The following is a 16,823-nucleotide window of genomic DNA, read 5'->3' as shown; positions in this document are numbered from 1 at the left end:
TTAACCAATTAATTATAAAATACAGAAAAATCCGCATATACCGTGGGCTCATCCATATCAAGCCCTGTACCCTCGACTGATGAGGCCGTTTTTATCGGCCAAGCTACCGATAGCTTGCTGGCAAAGAAATCATTCCAGTTAAACTTAAAGAGTAAACCTCCACCGGCAAATTTTGCCCAATCATCTTTTTTGCCTTCTTTGTAATTATTTACGATGCCATAACCAAAATCTGTAAATAATGCCATTTGAAACATATCATTTAAGCGCTGATCAAATAGGATCGGGTTTACCATATCAGGGAAAGCCATATACCACTCTGCAGATAAAAGCCCTGCTGTATCGGCTGAAAAATCCCTCACATCAAAAGCCCGCACACCATTTGCCCCACCGAGTGACAACTGTTCAAAGGCTGGTAAGGCATTATCACTATATTGTGCTCGAGCTTTGAGTATCAGACGTGACTGATCATCACTGAAGGGCATAGGCAAAAATAAGAGAGAACTACCATTCAAAGAAAATTTAGTAAAATTGTCACCACGGGCCTTTTCTAGTGATTCCTCTAACTCTCTTTGGTGCTCTCCATACTGAATATTTGTACTCAATATATTAAGCATAGGAATCACACCGCTAGAGAGATGATCAAAGTAAAGACCCAACTCGCTACCATATACGTGATCACCCGGCTCATCAAAAGAAGTGATTGCCAAAAGGTTAGATTTTTTCTCTGTTAAACTAAAAGAACTGGTAAAATTAAAGTCTCTTGATCTGCGGAATTTATGATCTAACGTAATCGCGTAACTCTTATTATCGCCATGTATATCTAGTTTATTTACAGTATTATCTGGATCTTCCACATCTTTTAAAATAAATTCATTATGATCGGCCGAAAATTGAACTCTAGTACGAGGACCAAAAATTGGAAAACTATATTTAAATTGCCCCAAATCTGAACCAAAATTTGATTCATAATTAGTTAAACTAGTTGATTTTAAGTATCCGACGGTAAGAGCATCACCGATTCCTAAGGGGTTTAGCCAATCAATGGTTGTGTAGAATCTTTGATCGCCGGTATAAGCTGAACCATGGTTATCCGTTCTAAAGGTGGCTTTCCAGCCTTTTGCATCTCGCACCTTTAAATTAAGCCGTGTTTCACCTGGATTTTCCCCTGCACTAAAATAGCCAGTAACATTTAAGCCCGGCAAGTCATTAAGCAGGTAAAGCCCTTCCTCAATACTCTCATGATCAACTAATTTTCCACGCTGCTCCTTAAAAGGCTCTGCTAACTGCTCTAATGCATAGCCTTTATTATCTTCTGCAACAACCTGCCCTAACAAACCCTCTTGAACCGTAAGAGTAACCACACCATTTTCAACTTCCTGCGCAGGAATCTGAACTTGCGCTAGAAATAAACCTTGGCGGCGATAGAAGTTAGTAAGTTCAGCGGCTATTTCTTCAAGATCCGCATAACTAATGCCTCGTTCTTTATTTTGCTTTTCGATAACACTAGTCAGTTTTCTCAATTCTGCAGGGCCTAACCCTCCCGGGTTGGACCGGGCATCCATACTGTCCAGTAATACTGCTAGCTCTTCCAGGTCCTCTACCGTATAGCCACTAGCGAGGATTTTATCCTCCTTCATAAATCGTATACGGAGTTCCTCAGCCATCTTCTCGACTGTTTCGCGATCAATCCCGAATTCTGGGTACTCTTCCAATCGGTGGAATTGAAATTTTTTAATTGTAATTCGTGGCCCTTGATTTCTTTGAGATATCTCCGGAATTTCGGCATCTAGATTAGGAGATTTTGCTTCATATGTACGCTGCAAAAAATCCTTGGTTACATCAGCCTCAGTAACAGTAGCTGTATCTTGATCAAAAGCCTGCCTAACCTGACTTCTAAAACTCGAACCTTCACCCTGAGAATAGCCAGGATAATGAAATAGTAAAAAGCTAGCCCCCACAACGAGTGCCAGCTTATTTTTTTTAAGCCCGAGCATTTTGCCCCCAGACAATTAATTAAAAAATTTTTAGTATACCAAGCTGTTGTGTACTTATATCAGTCTCGGTCAAAATGAATAATCAATTCACATCTCTAACGATACGAAAGCCTGTTAACCGATCTGGCTCACCTGTATGGTGCTTTTTCGTTATTGCCAAACAACGACTCATAGGGTCTTCTCGGCTACCACCAAGTGCCATTATCTCTTCACCCGTGCCTCGAACCCACTCTTGTACATTCCCCACAGGATTTACCAGTCCAAATCCATTTGCGGAACCAGAACCAACCGGCACTAGCTCAGCACCTTTTTCAATGCCCCCGTACTTCAAATGACAATTGCGATCAGCAACTTCACCCAATCCATTAGCGCTTGCAGCGGCAAACCATTCTTGCTCGGTGGGCAAGCGATAATTATACCCAGTCTCATCGCTCAACCAGCTCAGGTAAGCTTCAGCTGTCTCAATAGCTAAGTTATTTGCTGGTAACACTGATAAACCCAGTTGCAATGCCTCGCATCCGTCAATAGTGTCACAATAAACTTGGAGGTCTCCGTTACTCACCTCATATTTACCTACAGCAAGATGGCGCCCCCCTTCTCCCTTGATAACAACCATCGCAGGACCTTGACTTCCATCTGCTAAGCGATCGCGACAGCTATATCGCTCACCTCTCCCACCACTACCCGGCGGGAGGTGCCCGCAAAAGTCCAGACGAAACTCCCTCAAAGGCCGATAAGTGGGTACAAGGGCTCTAAACTGATCGACCAGAGATTCCGCTTGAACTGGATCCTTAGCTCCCAGGGTTGACGCACATTTCGCCAGCTCTGCACCGACAACGGGTCGGATTTTCCTTCCCTTTATCGCATCGAGGCGCGCAAGCCGAGATAGCTGTGCACCAATACTTGAAACTTTCATTTCAAAGCTGCAAGTAAGTGCCACTTCCATATCATCAAGCACCATATCAATTTCTTTTTGCTTAGCGGCGGCTACACGACGGCGTTCAGCCTGTTCCTCAGCCAGCCGAAGCTGCTCAGCCTCTCGTTCTGCTGCTACTCGTTCAGCTTCTAGCCTCTCCCGCAAGCTTTCTCTATCTGCAGCTAGCTGCGACTTGATCGCCGCTGCTTCACTGGAATCGCCATACCAATTAGCCACGCCTTTGAGCATTACATCTGCCTGATCAAGATTACCTAAATTCAACTGACCTGTGGCCGCCGCCAAGAACAGCTCTGATATCTGGCGACGCGAAGAATCTTGAAACTCTGTATCAGAGGGGTTCAACTTAGCGTACTCATCCAGTTCAAGCTTGAGGTCCTCCTCCCACGCGGGGGTCAGAATACTCAAAGCGATTAGCCTAGATATCGCTTCTTTCTTGTCCGCAGTACGGCGCTCCAACAACTCCTGCTCATGTTTGCGTTCAAGCTCTATCCTGACCCGCTCCTGCTCTACTGCATTCTGTTGCTGCAAGTGGCTATAGCCCACTACAGCTCCGCCCAAGACCAAGACAAACGCACTGCCTAGTACCCACTTCCAGGCATGGCTAACAAAGAACGCCTGTACAAACTTCTCTACGGTACTGGTGCGGTTTTCGCGCTTTAGTTCAAGTGCTGACTCAAGTGCGCGCCACTGCCTGCGATTAAGCCCTTTGATCCGCTTGGGCCGCAGGCCCTGCTCCAAGGCTTTATCGGCAGGTGTCTTGTCATAAGGGTGGCGCCCGCAGAATAGTTCGTAGGCAACACAACCCAACGCAAATACATCATCACTCGGTGCCGGTTCAGCTCCCTTGAGCATCTCAAGGCTCGCATATGCCGGAGTCAGGGCTCCGAGAGTGCCCGCGTCAAATACTGTCGTTTCACCAGCTTTATTTGCGATTCCCCCCTCAGAAACAGCTCGGGCAATACCAAAGTCAAATACTTTTGCACCTTTCTTATTGGTGACAAAAATATTGCCTGGCTTAAAGTCCGAGTGAACAATTTTATGGGAGTGGGCATATATCAGCGCTTGGGAGATATCCCAAAATACCGAGCGGGCACGCTCAGGCTCCAAACCAACATCGGCATGATCGCGCAACAACTTGTCCAATGGAGCACCCTCAAGGAACTCCATTGTCATAAATACGCGATCTCCATCGCGGTCAAAATCGTAAACCGTTACGATATTAGGGTGAGCAAGCGTTTGTGACTTGCGCGCTTCCCGCTGGAGAGAAATAAAAGCATCGGGGTGCTTTTGGAAATCATCATTAAGCAGCTTGATAGCGACATAGGGCTCGCTGTCACTGGCTTCTAATTTACGGCGGTCAAGGGCTTTGTAAACTGCCCCCATTCCCCCTATACCCAGGAGTTTGTCAAGCTCAAATCGACCTTTGATTACAGTTTTGGTCACTGCATTTGAGCCGGAAGCTTCAAAGGGTTCAGGTATTACTGCCGAATCGGCAGAAACCCCACCCAAAACTTCATTGGCCCCAGCCCCACTTCCCATCCGATTAGGATTAGGGGAAGGCGCAAAGACAGTAGCATCTGAGCTAAAGCTGGCAGCAGCCGAAGGGATTACCGGTTGGGCACCTTTAACCGGGGGGTGATCATTTGCTCCAGTCTTATCCTGCTGCACAACAACGGTGATATCACCATCTTCTGTCAGCCCGCTGGTTGATTGGCCTGAGCCCGGCGGAGTGTCACTCGGCCGAACAATACGCGTCTTATCGTTCAATTCCGCCTCCATGGGAAACCATTACGACACATCCAAATCCGCAAAAACTTTGTTATTGATCTAATGGGCAAGGCAATAAAGTAGGGTGCGAAGTATATCGAACAGCCTATGTGGCAACAATGAATCAATATTCAAATAAATTTGCCTTAACACGCCATCAAACTATTATCTTGATCCAGCCCCCGAAAACACTGAGTATCGCTCCGATATAAGGCTGAATTACATATTATTACAAAGCAAGCTTATCAAAAAAATACCAGTAAATGCTTTCAAATAGATATTTGACTGTCAATCAATATCCATGACTCAAACCACTTATTTATCCCCGTTAGAGATTTGTTACTTTTTAACAATATTAAATTAGTGTCAGAGTCAATTAGGGCAAACAGGCATAAATCGTAACAGCATAAAAACACCTCTCGAAATTAGTGCCAGAGTCGATTAAATAACTCGAAAATTAGTTTGTTTTTAGCTTTCTCTTTGTTTAAATCATCACAGTTGCCACCGCGACGACCACCTGAACTACTGCGAATCGCGGTGGTAAGGGATTAACCACCAACATCACACGCCAACTAATGAGGGACATCCCATGGCTATCTACATGAACTACAACAACAAGGCCATCAAAGGCAATGTTACTGCTTCCGGCTACGAGGACTGGATCGAAATTGACAGCTTCAACTTCGGTGTTGGCCGCGGCATTACCATGGAAGCTGGCGCCATGTCAAACCGCGAAGCTTCTCGCCCAAGCCTGAGCGAAGTAAGCTTCACCAAGCGCATCGACGCTGCTTCCGGCGGCCTGTTCAAATCTTCTGTAACCGGTGACGAAGGTGTTACCGTTGAGATCCACGTAGTACAAACTGGTGCTAACTCTGTAGAGAAGTACGCTGTTTACAAACTGGAAAACACCCTGATTTCCTCCTACAGCATCGGTGCTTCCGCTGGTGGCGCTCCGGCTGAGTCTGTATCCCTGAGCTACGCTAAAATCGAAGCAGATCTCAACCACGCAGACAAGACCAACAAGAACCCCAAAAATATGCGTGTTGGATACGATCTGGAAACAGCCAAGCCGCTGTAAGCCAGCAGAATCTGATCTGCATATATAATGGTCTGCAGGAAAACTGCAGACCATTATTTAGCAGTTATTTAGCTGAACGCTTGTTGAGTTTTCAGCTAAATAACTGAACGTATAATAACTAGTACTATTCTCCAAGGCACCGTAGGGATAGTAGGGGCTGCCCATGACTACATTAAATCAAGATAGAAGACTGATTAAAGTCGACAGCCCACTCGGCACGGATGCGGTAATCGCTACCAGCCTGCAAGGCGAAGAGCACATTTCCAAACTCTTCCGCTATGAAGTTCAGCTCCTGTCCGATGACCATGCAATAAGCCAGAAAGATATCGTCGGGAAGGCTGTTACCATTTCTGTTCACCACTCAGAAACTCCTCGTTATATCAATGGTTACGTCACTCAACTTTCTCTGCGCGATGTAAACGCTGAGGGAGTACGGAGTTATAGCGCCACAATTCAACCAGGCCTTTGGTTTACGAGCCTCGGAGGTTCCAACAGAATCTTTGAAAAGAAATCTGCTAAACAGATTCTTGAAGAAGTTTTGGGTGAGTACAGCAAAGTTGTTAAACTAAGCGTCAAATTAAATGCTGAATATATAACTCGTGAATATTGTGTGCAGTTTGATGAAAGCGATTTTGAATTCATCAATCGCCTTATGGCTGAAGAGGGTATCTCCTATTACTTCAAGCACTCAAATGGGCAACACGAACTTGTACTTTGTGATGATAGCCAGGATTTCTATGACTGTGAAAGCGAACAGATAGAGTACGATGGGAGCGGCAGTCATCCGACAAAAAACACCGTAAGTAGTTGGCAGCGAAATTTCAATTATCATGGTGGCGGTTTTGAATTGAAAGATTATTGTGAGTTCACCGCAACAAAAGATAATAAACAGCAAGTTAAAACCACTAGCCAACTGAATGATGTCAACAATTACATGCGCGGCCTTTATGGGCTAAACCATTTCCAGGCTGACGGTGAAAATAAGCACAAATTTACAGATAGTTACCATAAAGCGCTAGCCGAGCGCTCAATGGAAGCACAAGAAGCTTTGTTTGATGTGAGCCATGGGCGCAGTGACTGCCCCTCATTCACAGCGGGCGGCCGTTTTAATTTTGACCACACATTATCGTCAGAGAAAGGGAAGTACCTGATTACTTCCCTACATATCTCTGCTACAGACGGCAATAGTGCGGAAACACATTTCCACAATACTTTCAGTTGTATCCCATCATCAGTAACTCCAAGACCTGAACCGAATGTTTTTGCGAAGAAAGTACACTCTCCGCAAGTCGCACGCGTCCTTGAAGTTAAGGCCACCACTTCTGACAGTTCACAAGACCCCTACACCCAAATCAAAGTGAAGTTTCCATGGAATTCACAGCAGAACAGCTGTTGGGTACGGGTGATGCAGTCATTTGCCGGAAAAAACTGGGGCGCCAACTTTGTCCCCAGAGTCAATCAAGAAGTTATTGTTACTTATATTAATGGTGATCCAGATAGACCACTGATAACTGGAGCCGTATATAACGGCGACAATCCTGGTCCCAACTACACTGCGACTCAAAGCGGCTGGAAAACTGAGTATGAAGGTAGTGCCTTTAACGAACTTCGATTTGATGACAAAGGCGGAAGCGAAGAGCTTTATATGGAAGCCGGCAAAGACCATAACTTTGTCGTCCATAATGACCAAACAGGTAAGATAGAGAACAAACAAACCCTTGAGGTTAAGCAAGACCGGACTATTACGGTTACCGATGGCAGTGAAGTTGTCACCATCTCAAAAGGTGATCAGAAACTTAATGTCAGTAAAGGCAATCAAGTTGTAACTATCGGGTCAGGAAATCACACACTCAAGATCAGTAAAGGTTCTCAAACTACTGATGCAATGGGTGCAATTAAGATTTCCTCCAAAGCATCCATTGAACTAAAAGTCGGCGGTAGCAGTATTAAACTGACTCCAGCTGGTATCACCATCAAAGGAACAATGCTTTCCTGTAAGGGCGACGCTACTGCAGAAGTTAAAGGTGGCGGAATGCTGACCCTGAAAGGCGGCGTAACCATGATTAACTGATGGGGATATACCAATGACAGACCTCATTAAAGTAGAAGCTCTCACCGCAGATGAGCTACTTAAGAATTTTGAAGTTAGTGACGAGGCAGAAGATCATCTGGTACCGGATACAGCACCAGAAGTCAGCATAAACCGCCTAGTGGAAGCAGGCCTATTTCCAGACGCGATCAAGTTGCTTGCTCATGGTCTACCAAAGCGGGAAGCCGTGTGGTGGGCTTGCCTCGCGGCCCGAGATATCCAAGGCCCTCAAACTGACGATGACAATGTGAATGCGCTTAATGCAGCTGAGACTTGGGCAAAAAAGCCCAGTGAAGAAGCCCGCTTACGCTGCAAACTATTCGGCGATAAAACAAAACATAAAACTCCAGCGAGCTGGGCAGCTACTGCAGCGAGTTGGTGTCATGGGAGCTTAGCAGCCGAAGGTGAGCCGGTAGTAGAGCCGCCAGAACACCTTTATGCTCATGCAGTCGCAGGCAGTGTTACCCTTGCTGCCGTGCTATCTGACCCAGTCGATCCAAACAAAAGGTTCATGCGCTATATGGAGCAAGGTCTCGATCTAGCACGAGGCGGAAACGGTAGGGTTGAGGGATAAACTATGGGTAAGCCAGCTGCCCGTATTGGTGATATGCATGTATGCCCAATGGTCACCGGCACAGTACCCCATGTGGGTGGCCCAGTAGTAAGCCCAGGAGCACCCACCGTTATCATCGGTGGGATGCCTTCAGCAACCGTTGGTAGCACTTGTACCTGTGTTGGACCGCCCGATACGGTCGCTATGGGAAGCACTACAGTAATGTTGCAAAAGAAACCCGCAGCAAGGATGGGAGATACCACAGGGCATGGTGGAAAAATAGTTATTGGCTGCCCGACGGTATTAATTGGCGGCTGAAAATGTCTAGATTTCTTTTATTTATTGTAATAATACTGTCATCCACTAGCGGAGTATCTATGTCAATTTTCACAAAAGATGAGGTTTTCCTTTTTTCTCCCGTTAATGGCTATTTAACATATGAAAACTCCCCAACTCAAAATACATCAGTAAAAAGAGTAGTGGAGTGTGATGGAAAAACTTATGAAGATATCACTATAACTGATAGTTACGGCCACTTTTCTTTTGAACCACTCACAAAACTAGAGAGAAATTTGCTTCCCAAAGAGTTCGTCTCTCATCAGAAAATAATAGTTAACTATAATGGGAAAGATTATTTGATTTGGGAAACAGTAAAGAGAAGCGAAGAACTGAACTCTGAACTTGAGGGTAAAAAACTAGATTTTCAATGCGAAATAACGGATGAATACAAATTTATTCATTTGACATTCAATTCTGTGGGCACCAACTGCAAACTTAAAGCACAAGAAAGCTAACAACCCTAAACTATTAATCAATCACCTACATAACATCTACCACTCATAAAAATAATAAGCCTTTAACAATAAAGGCCTAATCATCAGCACGTGTGCTACGTGTTAAAATTTAATCATGAGCAGAAAACCATCTGGTCAAGATATGTTGTATTTCATACGTATTTATCGGAGTTAATTAGCAACAAACCACCGAGGTATTTCATATCACGGTTAGGAGGACTAAGATGGGAAGTACAATTACGCATAAAGATGCTGCATTATTAGCAAGCTCAGTTTACGAAATTCAAAGCGATAAATTCACCCCACCAACTATTGATCGCTTTAAAAACCAGTGGGATCTTTCAAATCATGATGATGTAATTGAAGGCTCTTCTGGCACATTATGGGTTATAAAGAAAAGAACCGGATTTGGAGTTATAGCAAAAGGAAAAGGAGAATTTAAGGGTGATGTACTCATTCTTCTAAGAGGAACTGACAATAACTTCGATTGGGCAACGGATGCAACCGTTGGATTTTCCCCATCAGAAACTGGAAGAATTGTTCACACCGGTTTCAATAAATGTTTTGGTAGTATCCTGCCAGAAATTAAAGAAAAAATTTCTTCTCTAGGTCATAACGTTAGAACGATCCACTGTGTTGGACACAGCCTTGGAGGAGCTCTAGCAACACTTACCAGTGAATGGTTAAAAAAATCAGGGCTATCTCCAACTAACAATATAAAACTTTATACTTTCGGCAGTCCAAGAGTTGGGGCTTTAAGTTTTGTTAAACTGGTGACCAGTGAGTTAAATAAAGGTAAAGATATATATCGGGTGTATCATAAAACGGATGTTGTTCCTATGGTGCCAATGTGGCCTTTTTATCATTTACCATATGGGGAGAAAGCATATTGTCTGAACAGCCCGGGTAACTCACCTTCAGGTGAATACCATAAAATGTTTAGATATATAGAGAGTGTAAATAAGGCTAGCTCTTGGGATACTATGTATGAACTAGAACCACCCACCTCTCCATCAGAAATTGAAAATTGGCTTAAGTCTGACAGCCCAATAAGCTTCACAATTAATACAATGGACATGATCAATAAGGCCATATCTTATGTGATCTTGAAAATTCTAAAACTAACTGGAATTGCCTTTCAATTCGGCATAGCGACAGGTGTGACGCTGTTAGACATGCTAGCTTATGTTCTACAACAAGGAATTGACTTCTCCAAAAGTCTATCTTCTTGGGTATATAATTTGATCAAGAAGATAATGATTATGCTAGGAATGAAGATCAAAAAAGATATAAACCTAACATATCAGTTTATTCGACACATCCTTACCTCATTAAAACAAAAAATTGATCTTCTTGTCGAAAAAGCAGCAAGATCAATATTTAGAGATGAATAAACTTAGAAATCGCTAGAGCGAAAGCTTGCAATATATTTTGTTTAGAAATACGACACTTAAACTATTGAAGGCTTGGTGGTTTTTACACCACCGAGCCTTCACTAAACTTAAGCTACGCTATAGACAAACTCCCCATCCTCAGCTGCGGATACTTTAATTACTTTCACTTCTTCACCGCGCGCCATTTTATCCAAACATTCGCTAGCCAATTCAGGCAATAATGTTTTATTCAGAATAACTTCAATATTACGAGCACCTGTATCAGCTTCGTGACAACGAGCAACAATGTTAATCAAAACATCCTCGTCATAGCTAAAGGAAGCACCGTAATGCTCGTGAACGCGCTTTTCAATCTTACGCATATTGATTCTGCAAATCTCTACCAGATTCTCATCATCGAGAGGGTAATAAGCAATCACATTTGTTCGACCGAGGAAAGCAGGCTTGAATTTTTGTAGCAGATGTGGGCGGATATTATCCATCAATACATCCGGCTCGGGCTTTTCTTCTACCTGATTGAAGATAGCTCTAATTGCATCCTCTCCTGCATTGGAGGTCATAATTATTACGGTGTTCTTGAAGTCGATATCCCTTCCTTCACCGTCTTTAATGGTCCCCTTGTCAAACAGGTTATAGAAAACATCTTGTACACCTGGGTGAGCTTTTTCCATCTCATCCAATAAGATTACCGAATATGGCTTACGGCGTGCAGCTTCGGTAAGAACACCGCCCTCTCCGTAGCCTACATAGCCGGGAGGAGAGCCCAACAGCATAGATACTTTATGCTCTTCCTTGAATTCAGCCATATTGATGGTCGTGATATTTTGCTCACCACCAAATAGCTCATCAGCCAAGGCAAGGGCAGTCTCTGTTTTACCTACACCGCTAGTACCACAGAACATAAACACACCCACCGGTTTACGCGGGTCTGTCAAGCCTGCTCGAGAAGTGCGAATTGCCTGAGCTACAGCCTCGATAGCATGGGGCTGACCAATAACACGTTTATTCAGACGCTCTGCCAAAGTTTTCACAGCAATAATTTCATCGCTAACCATCTTGCCGACAGGAATTCCAGTCCAGTTAGCAACTACTGCGGCAATAGCCTGTTCATCGACAGCTGGCTGCATTAACGGGGTATCCCCCTGGATAACCTCCAAGTCCGCAGTTAATGTTTTGAGCTGTTGCCGATAGTCGGCTAATAAGGCCTCGTCGGGTGTATCTTCACCTTCACCACCTTGGGCCTTCATAAACTCTACATCAATCTGATCGCGGAGTAGTTGAATCTGTCCGATTAGCTCATTCTCTTTAAGCAATTGCTGTTCGAGAACTTCCAAACGCTTTTCTTCGGAAGCTTTAAACTCTTTTAGCTCTGCCAGTTGCTCCTCATGCTCACCCATTGCTGCGTTTTCACGCTCAAGTTTAGCCAGGGTAGTATTAGTGCGATCTATATTGATACGAGCATCTTCAATCGCCCCAGGAGTAGCAGACTGGCTAAGAGCGACACGCGCGCAGGCCGTATCCAGTAAGCTAACAGACTTATCTGGTAATTGGCGCCCGGGAATATAACGATGAGATAACTTGACCGAAGCTATGATAGCTTCATCCAGAATGCGTACTTTATGGTGCTCCTCCAACGAGGCTGCAATACCACGCATCATATCAATCGCGTTGCTCTCATCAGGCTCTTCCACTTTTACTACCTGGAATCTACGGGTCAAAGCAGGATCGCGTTCAAAATACTTCTTATATTCTGCCCAAGTTGTGGCAGCTAAAGTACGCAATTCACCACGAGCCAGTGCTGGTTTCAGGAGATTAGCCGCATCACCCTGCCCCTCTTTACCGCCCGCGCCAATCATGGTGTGCGCTTCATCAATAAATAAAATAATTGGCGTTGCAGATGCTCGCACTTCTGAAATTACAGACTTCAAGCGGTTTTCAAACTCACCTTTTACACTGGCACCAGCCTGAAGAAGTCCCAAGTCAAGCGTGCGTACGGCTACACCGCGCAATGGCTCAGGTACATCACCACTAGCTATTCGAAGAGCAAAACCTTCAACGACAGCAGTTTTACCAACACCTGCTTCACCAGTCAGGATTGGATTATTTTGACGCCGGCGAGTTAAGATATCGATACATTGGCGTATTTCCTCATCACGACCAAGTACAGGGTCAATCTCTCCCTTCTTCGCTCTTTCAGTTAGGTTGATTGTATATTTGTCCAAAGCTGGAGCTTTAGAAGCAGCTGCAGCAACTGCAGCTGCGCCATCATCCATATCCGCCGTGGCACTAATATGGCTAGACTCTCCACTTTGCCCAAACATTGCACGAGCGGTTTCACGAATCGATTCTGGAGCAATCTCTTTCAGTTCTGGGCAGGATTCTAAAATCTGGCGACGAGAAGTTTCTTCCAGTAAAAGCGCAGCCAAAAAGTGTCCGGAACTGATTGCTCTATGTCCATAATCAATAGAAGCCAACATCCAAGCATTCTTCGCTGCTTCTACGATAGTTGGGGACAGGGCTGGTGGACGGCTACTGCCTGCCCGAAATCCAGCAATCGCTGTAGCCAGCTGCTTGGCAAAATTTGCTGGATTACAGTCGTGTTTTTCCAACAGATGGTAAAGGTCAGTATCAGACTGATCCAAAAGTTTCAGTAACCAATGCTCTAATTCAACATTGTACTGGTTCTGTGATAGACAAAGCCCAGCAGCGCCCTCTAGTGAGTCACGCATATGCGGGGTCATGGTATCAACCAATCGCTTCAAATCGATATTGATCACGTTGAATATCCTTTCCTAAATATTAATGTTGTTAATTTTACTTATGCAGCAGGTAAAGCTTCATCAGGTGAAATATTGTCTGCACTTAAGGTTATCTGTACTAACCTTTCACCATCTTGTTCACTAGCCATGTGAGTATTCCATCCCAGTAAAGGTTCATTATCAGCTTTTCTATTTAGCTGGATAGGTGCTACCTGGCTGGTTGAAAGCGTCACCGACAACTCAAAATCCAATTCAATACCAGCACTAAAGCGAATAAACTCCTTAAGCGATTCCAACTTTTTCGTACCGGGAGCAATAGTCATAAATTGCTCATAAGGCATTGACTCAATAATTACCTGAAATTTATTCTGGGCCTGAAAACAGTGCGTACCCAGAATGGTATTTACCCCCAAGCAATTATTAATCCCCTTCGGCACCTGAGCACTGGGCAATCGGCACAAAATATCATCCGGTAACTCATCCCACTGTCCCTGAAATTGCTCGATGCTTACCGTTAAATCAAAATAATGCTTGATCATGCTGGATAAAGCGGTAGCGGAACAACGTCCACTGGAAAGGTGTCCTCCCATTCCAACTAGTGCTTCATCCGGTATCGGCATTCGATAGCGCATTTCATTTGTACCAAGCCCTGCAAGGGACGCAAGAGCCTGGGTAAACTTATCTGGCTCTCGAGAATTCTGCAGGCGTTGCCGCTCATAATTCACAGGCAACTGGTATTTATGCCAAGCTTGATAAAAAAGGGAAATACTTCGGTGATTAAACATATCCAGAAAATCACGCAGTGCCGTATTGTTCTCCCTAAGCTCCCTCTGCACTAACTCTGTCAGGTAATAGGGCATCACCCCCTGACTACCGATTAACCCTGTAAAACCCACCTCCATATGCCACTGATGAGTCTCATTTTCATCGGGCTCTTCATGTTCAACGTTTTTCTTCTCTAGACGTAAAACATCCGAGCCAATAAAAGACAACCCAGATTGAGCACTAAACCGAATCAGCTCTTTATTCGGAGGGGCAGCGCTCGCTATAGGTTCTTTACTGAAACCTGTACCTGCCAGATGTACTGCACGCTCTACCAGCCTTACCGCTTGAAAAAAATCAAAGTTATAAGGCTCTCGGCGTAAACGTTCAATTACAGTAAAGCTTTTTCGCCGGCGCGAGGTGGCCATCGCTTCAACTCTCCATCTCGACCACTCATAGTGGCAATCAGTTTTGTAAATGAATTAATTGAACAGTATAAGCCCAGGAAACGCTCTATGATGCTAGCAAATAACAATGGACTTGTTCCTGTTAACATCATGGAATCAAGCTCAATCTCAACTTCTGTGCCGCGACATAAAACTACACTTTGATCAATCTGAATCGGAGCAGTAACCGGTTTAGTATTAAGCTTTAATAATGACTCGATTAAATTGCGCGTACTAGCAGAGTCACGGAAGTCATAAAGCCTAAAAATTTCTTTTAACGCATTACATCCCTCTGCACCCGATAGAGAAAGATGATTTAAGTTAAGGTGGGAGATTAACCTCCAATACCCTCGCTCTCGTCGAGGTGGCCGTATAGTTGCCGTTGGGGAAACCACACAACTAATTCGGCTAACTGGCAAATCACCGTCAACAACCTCTAAATAAGGCTGGGCGCTACCACTAGGTAATTTTTTGGCCAGATTTCGATTACAGCAGGTTAACTTAATATCTAATGTCTGATCACTAATTCTATGTGGGTTAAAGTCCAGATCGACTAAGCTTATATCAATCTCAGATGCTTGTTCATTCCGATGCTCTCCTTCGATCACATCTCTGCGACGACTAAACCAAAAGGCAGATTGATCAGCATGATGTTGACTGTGTCGAATTCCATAGAAAGGGCGATAACTGGTTGTCTCTCCATCACCGTTAGTTGCCGCGACTTCATCCACTGAGTATATTTCCAAGCCATCACTCCTGCGAGCATCCGGGACCACATGGTAACTATACTGCGAGTGATTAAGTGGAATAGGATCTGCACTTTGCTTAAATAAATTAACAACTGGAGCACAACCCAAAGCAAACATGCTTGGAGAAATCTGTTTTTCCAACTCTTCATGAGTTTCGGATAAATAAAAATACAGATTTAACGTGTCGTCAAAGCTCTCGTTTAACGCCTCACCAATGTTCAACATATCCAAGAAAAGGAACTTTTCTGGAAAAGCAAAATATTCAGTTAGGAGTCGATATCCTACGAATGCGGTATCAGGATATGGCAATAAACCCTCATCTGGACTTAGCCCTACTTGACATATTTCATCAGGAGAAAGAAAAGTTGGCTTTGGATCACTCTCTCCATTGGCAACAACCAACCTTACACACTTGCTTAGTAGCAAGTCATATAAACTATAGATATGAGATGGCTGGCCACGAAGGAAAAAGCGGAGACTCTCAGGGTTTAACTCAGAAAATTTAATGCTTGGGCTAAAAGTTTTAAGGGACAATTTTAAAACTGCATTAGCGCCCTGAATGTCATTACAGCCCGGAGCGATAAATGGCCTTGGCATCAGGGTGGCACTTACCGCCTGAAATGGACAAATTTCTGCCGGATAACAAGTTGTAAAGCGGCAGGTTTGCCCTTGAAAGCTGTCACTTTCGAGTAACGTCTTCGTTTCTACCCGGGTTATCGCATCCAAATCCTTTTCCGGCTCAAACTGAACAATGGCACAAGAGGGAATTGGACGAAGATAATGAGGATACAGAGTTTCCAGCATTGCATCCGTTAACTCCGGAAAATCATCACTCAGCTTTTGCTGCACCCGAGCATTCATGTAAGCGAAGCCGGACAACAGTCGCCCTACTAAAGGATCATCAACTGTGTCTGCATCCAGCTGAAGTCGGGATGCGGCAGCTGGGTGCATCTTTGCAAATTCAGCAGAAGTTTGCTGAATGAATGCGAGCTCTCGCTCGTAGAGATCTATTAATTTTTCACTCATCACATAATCTCAGAGACATCCACCAGCTGGGTAACTGGGTTGAGTGCCGAATCAAATACAATAACTTCCGACGCTGGATTTACATGTAATACAGCTTCAACACGAAAGCGTATACTAGGATCTTCGACATCCACTTTGTCTTGGGTGGTTACTTTTACCGAACGTATTCTGGGCTCAAAATTTAAAATTGTTTTTTCAATATCTCGACAAAACTGTTTTCGGCTTGCGGCAGAGGAAAGATTGACTGTTGATAGGTCTGGTAACCCGTAGTTAATATTTGACTGCTCTAAACTTTCATGAGTTGAAGGTGCGGAAATACATTTAAACCTTGTATTGAACAAGTATTCCAAATCACGACGCACCCCTTCACGCAACTGCCTCAACACTTGATGGGATTGATGTACATCCAATTTACTAGATGATTGTAATAATCGATCCAATACCGGGGCCAATAATCGCTTTTCTCTAACCATAA

General features: G+C 44.2%; 12 protein-coding genes. 6 read left to right on the top strand and 6 right to left on the bottom strand.

Annotation, left to right across the window (positions count from 1 at the left end; genetic code table 11):
- Positions 1-8: 8 nt before the first annotated feature.
- On the bottom strand, positions 9-1,994 hold the full coding sequence (locus ACJJII_RS07830) for a ShlB/FhaC/HecB family hemolysin secretion/activation protein (RefSeq protein WP_444918836.1): 1,986 nt from the start codon (positions 1,992-1,994) through the stop codon (positions 9-11).
- 82 nt (positions 1,995-2,076) lie between these two features.
- On the bottom strand, positions 2,077-4,698 hold the full coding sequence (locus tag ACJJII_RS07825) for a bifunctional serine/threonine-protein kinase/formylglycine-generating enzyme family protein (RefSeq protein ID WP_444918835.1): 2,622 nt from the start codon (positions 4,696-4,698) through the stop codon (positions 2,077-2,079).
- Between the two features lie 589 nt (positions 4,699-5,287).
- Here ACJJII_RS07825 and ACJJII_RS07820 point away from each other — a divergent pair.
- From ACJJII_RS07820 to ACJJII_RS07795, 6 genes are all read left to right on the top strand, one after another.
- Complete coding sequence (locus tag ACJJII_RS07820; RefSeq protein ID WP_413664127.1) at positions 5,288-5,776, top strand: Hcp family type VI secretion system effector; 489 nt, start codon at positions 5,288-5,290, stop codon at positions 5,774-5,776.
- 163 nt (positions 5,777-5,939) lie between these two features.
- Positions 5,940-7,847: a type VI secretion system Vgr family protein gene (locus ACJJII_RS07815; RefSeq protein ID WP_444918834.1), complete on the top strand. Its 1,908-nt coding sequence runs from the start codon at positions 5,940-5,942 to the stop codon at positions 7,845-7,847.
- A 13-nt stretch (positions 7,848-7,860) separates the two neighbouring features.
- Positions 7,861-8,439, top strand: coding sequence for a DUF6931 family protein (locus ACJJII_RS07810; protein ID WP_413664125.1), 579 nt, complete (start codon positions 7,861-7,863; stop codon positions 8,437-8,439).
- A gap of 3 nt (positions 8,440-8,442) precedes the next feature.
- The gene (locus ACJJII_RS07805; RefSeq protein ID WP_444918833.1) at positions 8,443-8,736 is read left to right on the top strand and encodes a PAAR domain-containing contractile injection system baseplate protein; all 294 of its coding nucleotides are present in this window, start codon (positions 8,443-8,445) and stop codon (positions 8,734-8,736) included.
- Positions 8,737-8,795: 59 nt separating this feature from the next.
- Positions 8,796-9,212, top strand: a complete 417-nt coding sequence (locus ACJJII_RS07800) for a DUF6795 domain-containing protein (protein ID WP_444918832.1) — start codon at positions 8,796-8,798, stop codon at positions 9,210-9,212.
- A gap of 224 nt (positions 9,213-9,436) precedes the next feature.
- Positions 9,437-10,606: a lipase family protein gene (locus ACJJII_RS07795; protein ID WP_444918831.1), complete on the top strand. Its 1,170-nt coding sequence runs from the start codon at positions 9,437-9,439 to the stop codon at positions 10,604-10,606.
- Between the two features lie 107 nt (positions 10,607-10,713).
- On the opposite strand, the gene tssH is transcribed toward ACJJII_RS07795, so the two are convergent.
- From tssH to tssE, 4 genes are read right to left on the bottom strand one after another with little or no spacing between them, the layout of a single operon-like run.
- Positions 10,714-13,383 carry a type VI secretion system ATPase TssH gene (gene tssH / locus ACJJII_RS07790; protein ID WP_444918830.1) on the bottom strand — a complete coding sequence of 890 codons (2,670 nt, stop codon included), beginning with the start codon at positions 13,381-13,383 and terminating at the stop codon, positions 10,714-10,716.
- Between the two features lie 41 nt (positions 13,384-13,424).
- Positions 13,425-14,555, bottom strand: a complete 1,131-nt coding sequence (gene tssG, locus ACJJII_RS07785; protein WP_444918829.1) for a type VI secretion system baseplate subunit TssG — start codon at positions 14,553-14,555, stop codon at positions 13,425-13,427.
- On the bottom strand, positions 14,519-16,348 hold the full coding sequence (tssF, locus tag ACJJII_RS07780; protein WP_444906604.1) for a type VI secretion system baseplate subunit TssF: 1,830 nt from the start codon (positions 16,346-16,348) through the stop codon (positions 14,519-14,521). Before tssF ends, tssG begins: the two co-directional genes overlap by 37 nt.
- Complete coding sequence (gene tssE / locus ACJJII_RS07775; protein ID WP_444895421.1) at positions 16,348-16,821, bottom strand: type VI secretion system baseplate subunit TssE; 474 nt, start codon at positions 16,819-16,821, stop codon at positions 16,348-16,350. Before tssE ends, tssF begins: the two co-directional genes overlap by 1 nt.
- Between the last annotated feature and the right edge of the window lie 2 nt (positions 16,822-16,823).

It is taken from the genome of Microbulbifer maximicatervae (SeqCode) (assembly GCF_052467825.1).
Note: the sequence above shows the minus strand (reverse complement) of the source record. Positions and strands in the feature narration are given on the sequence as shown.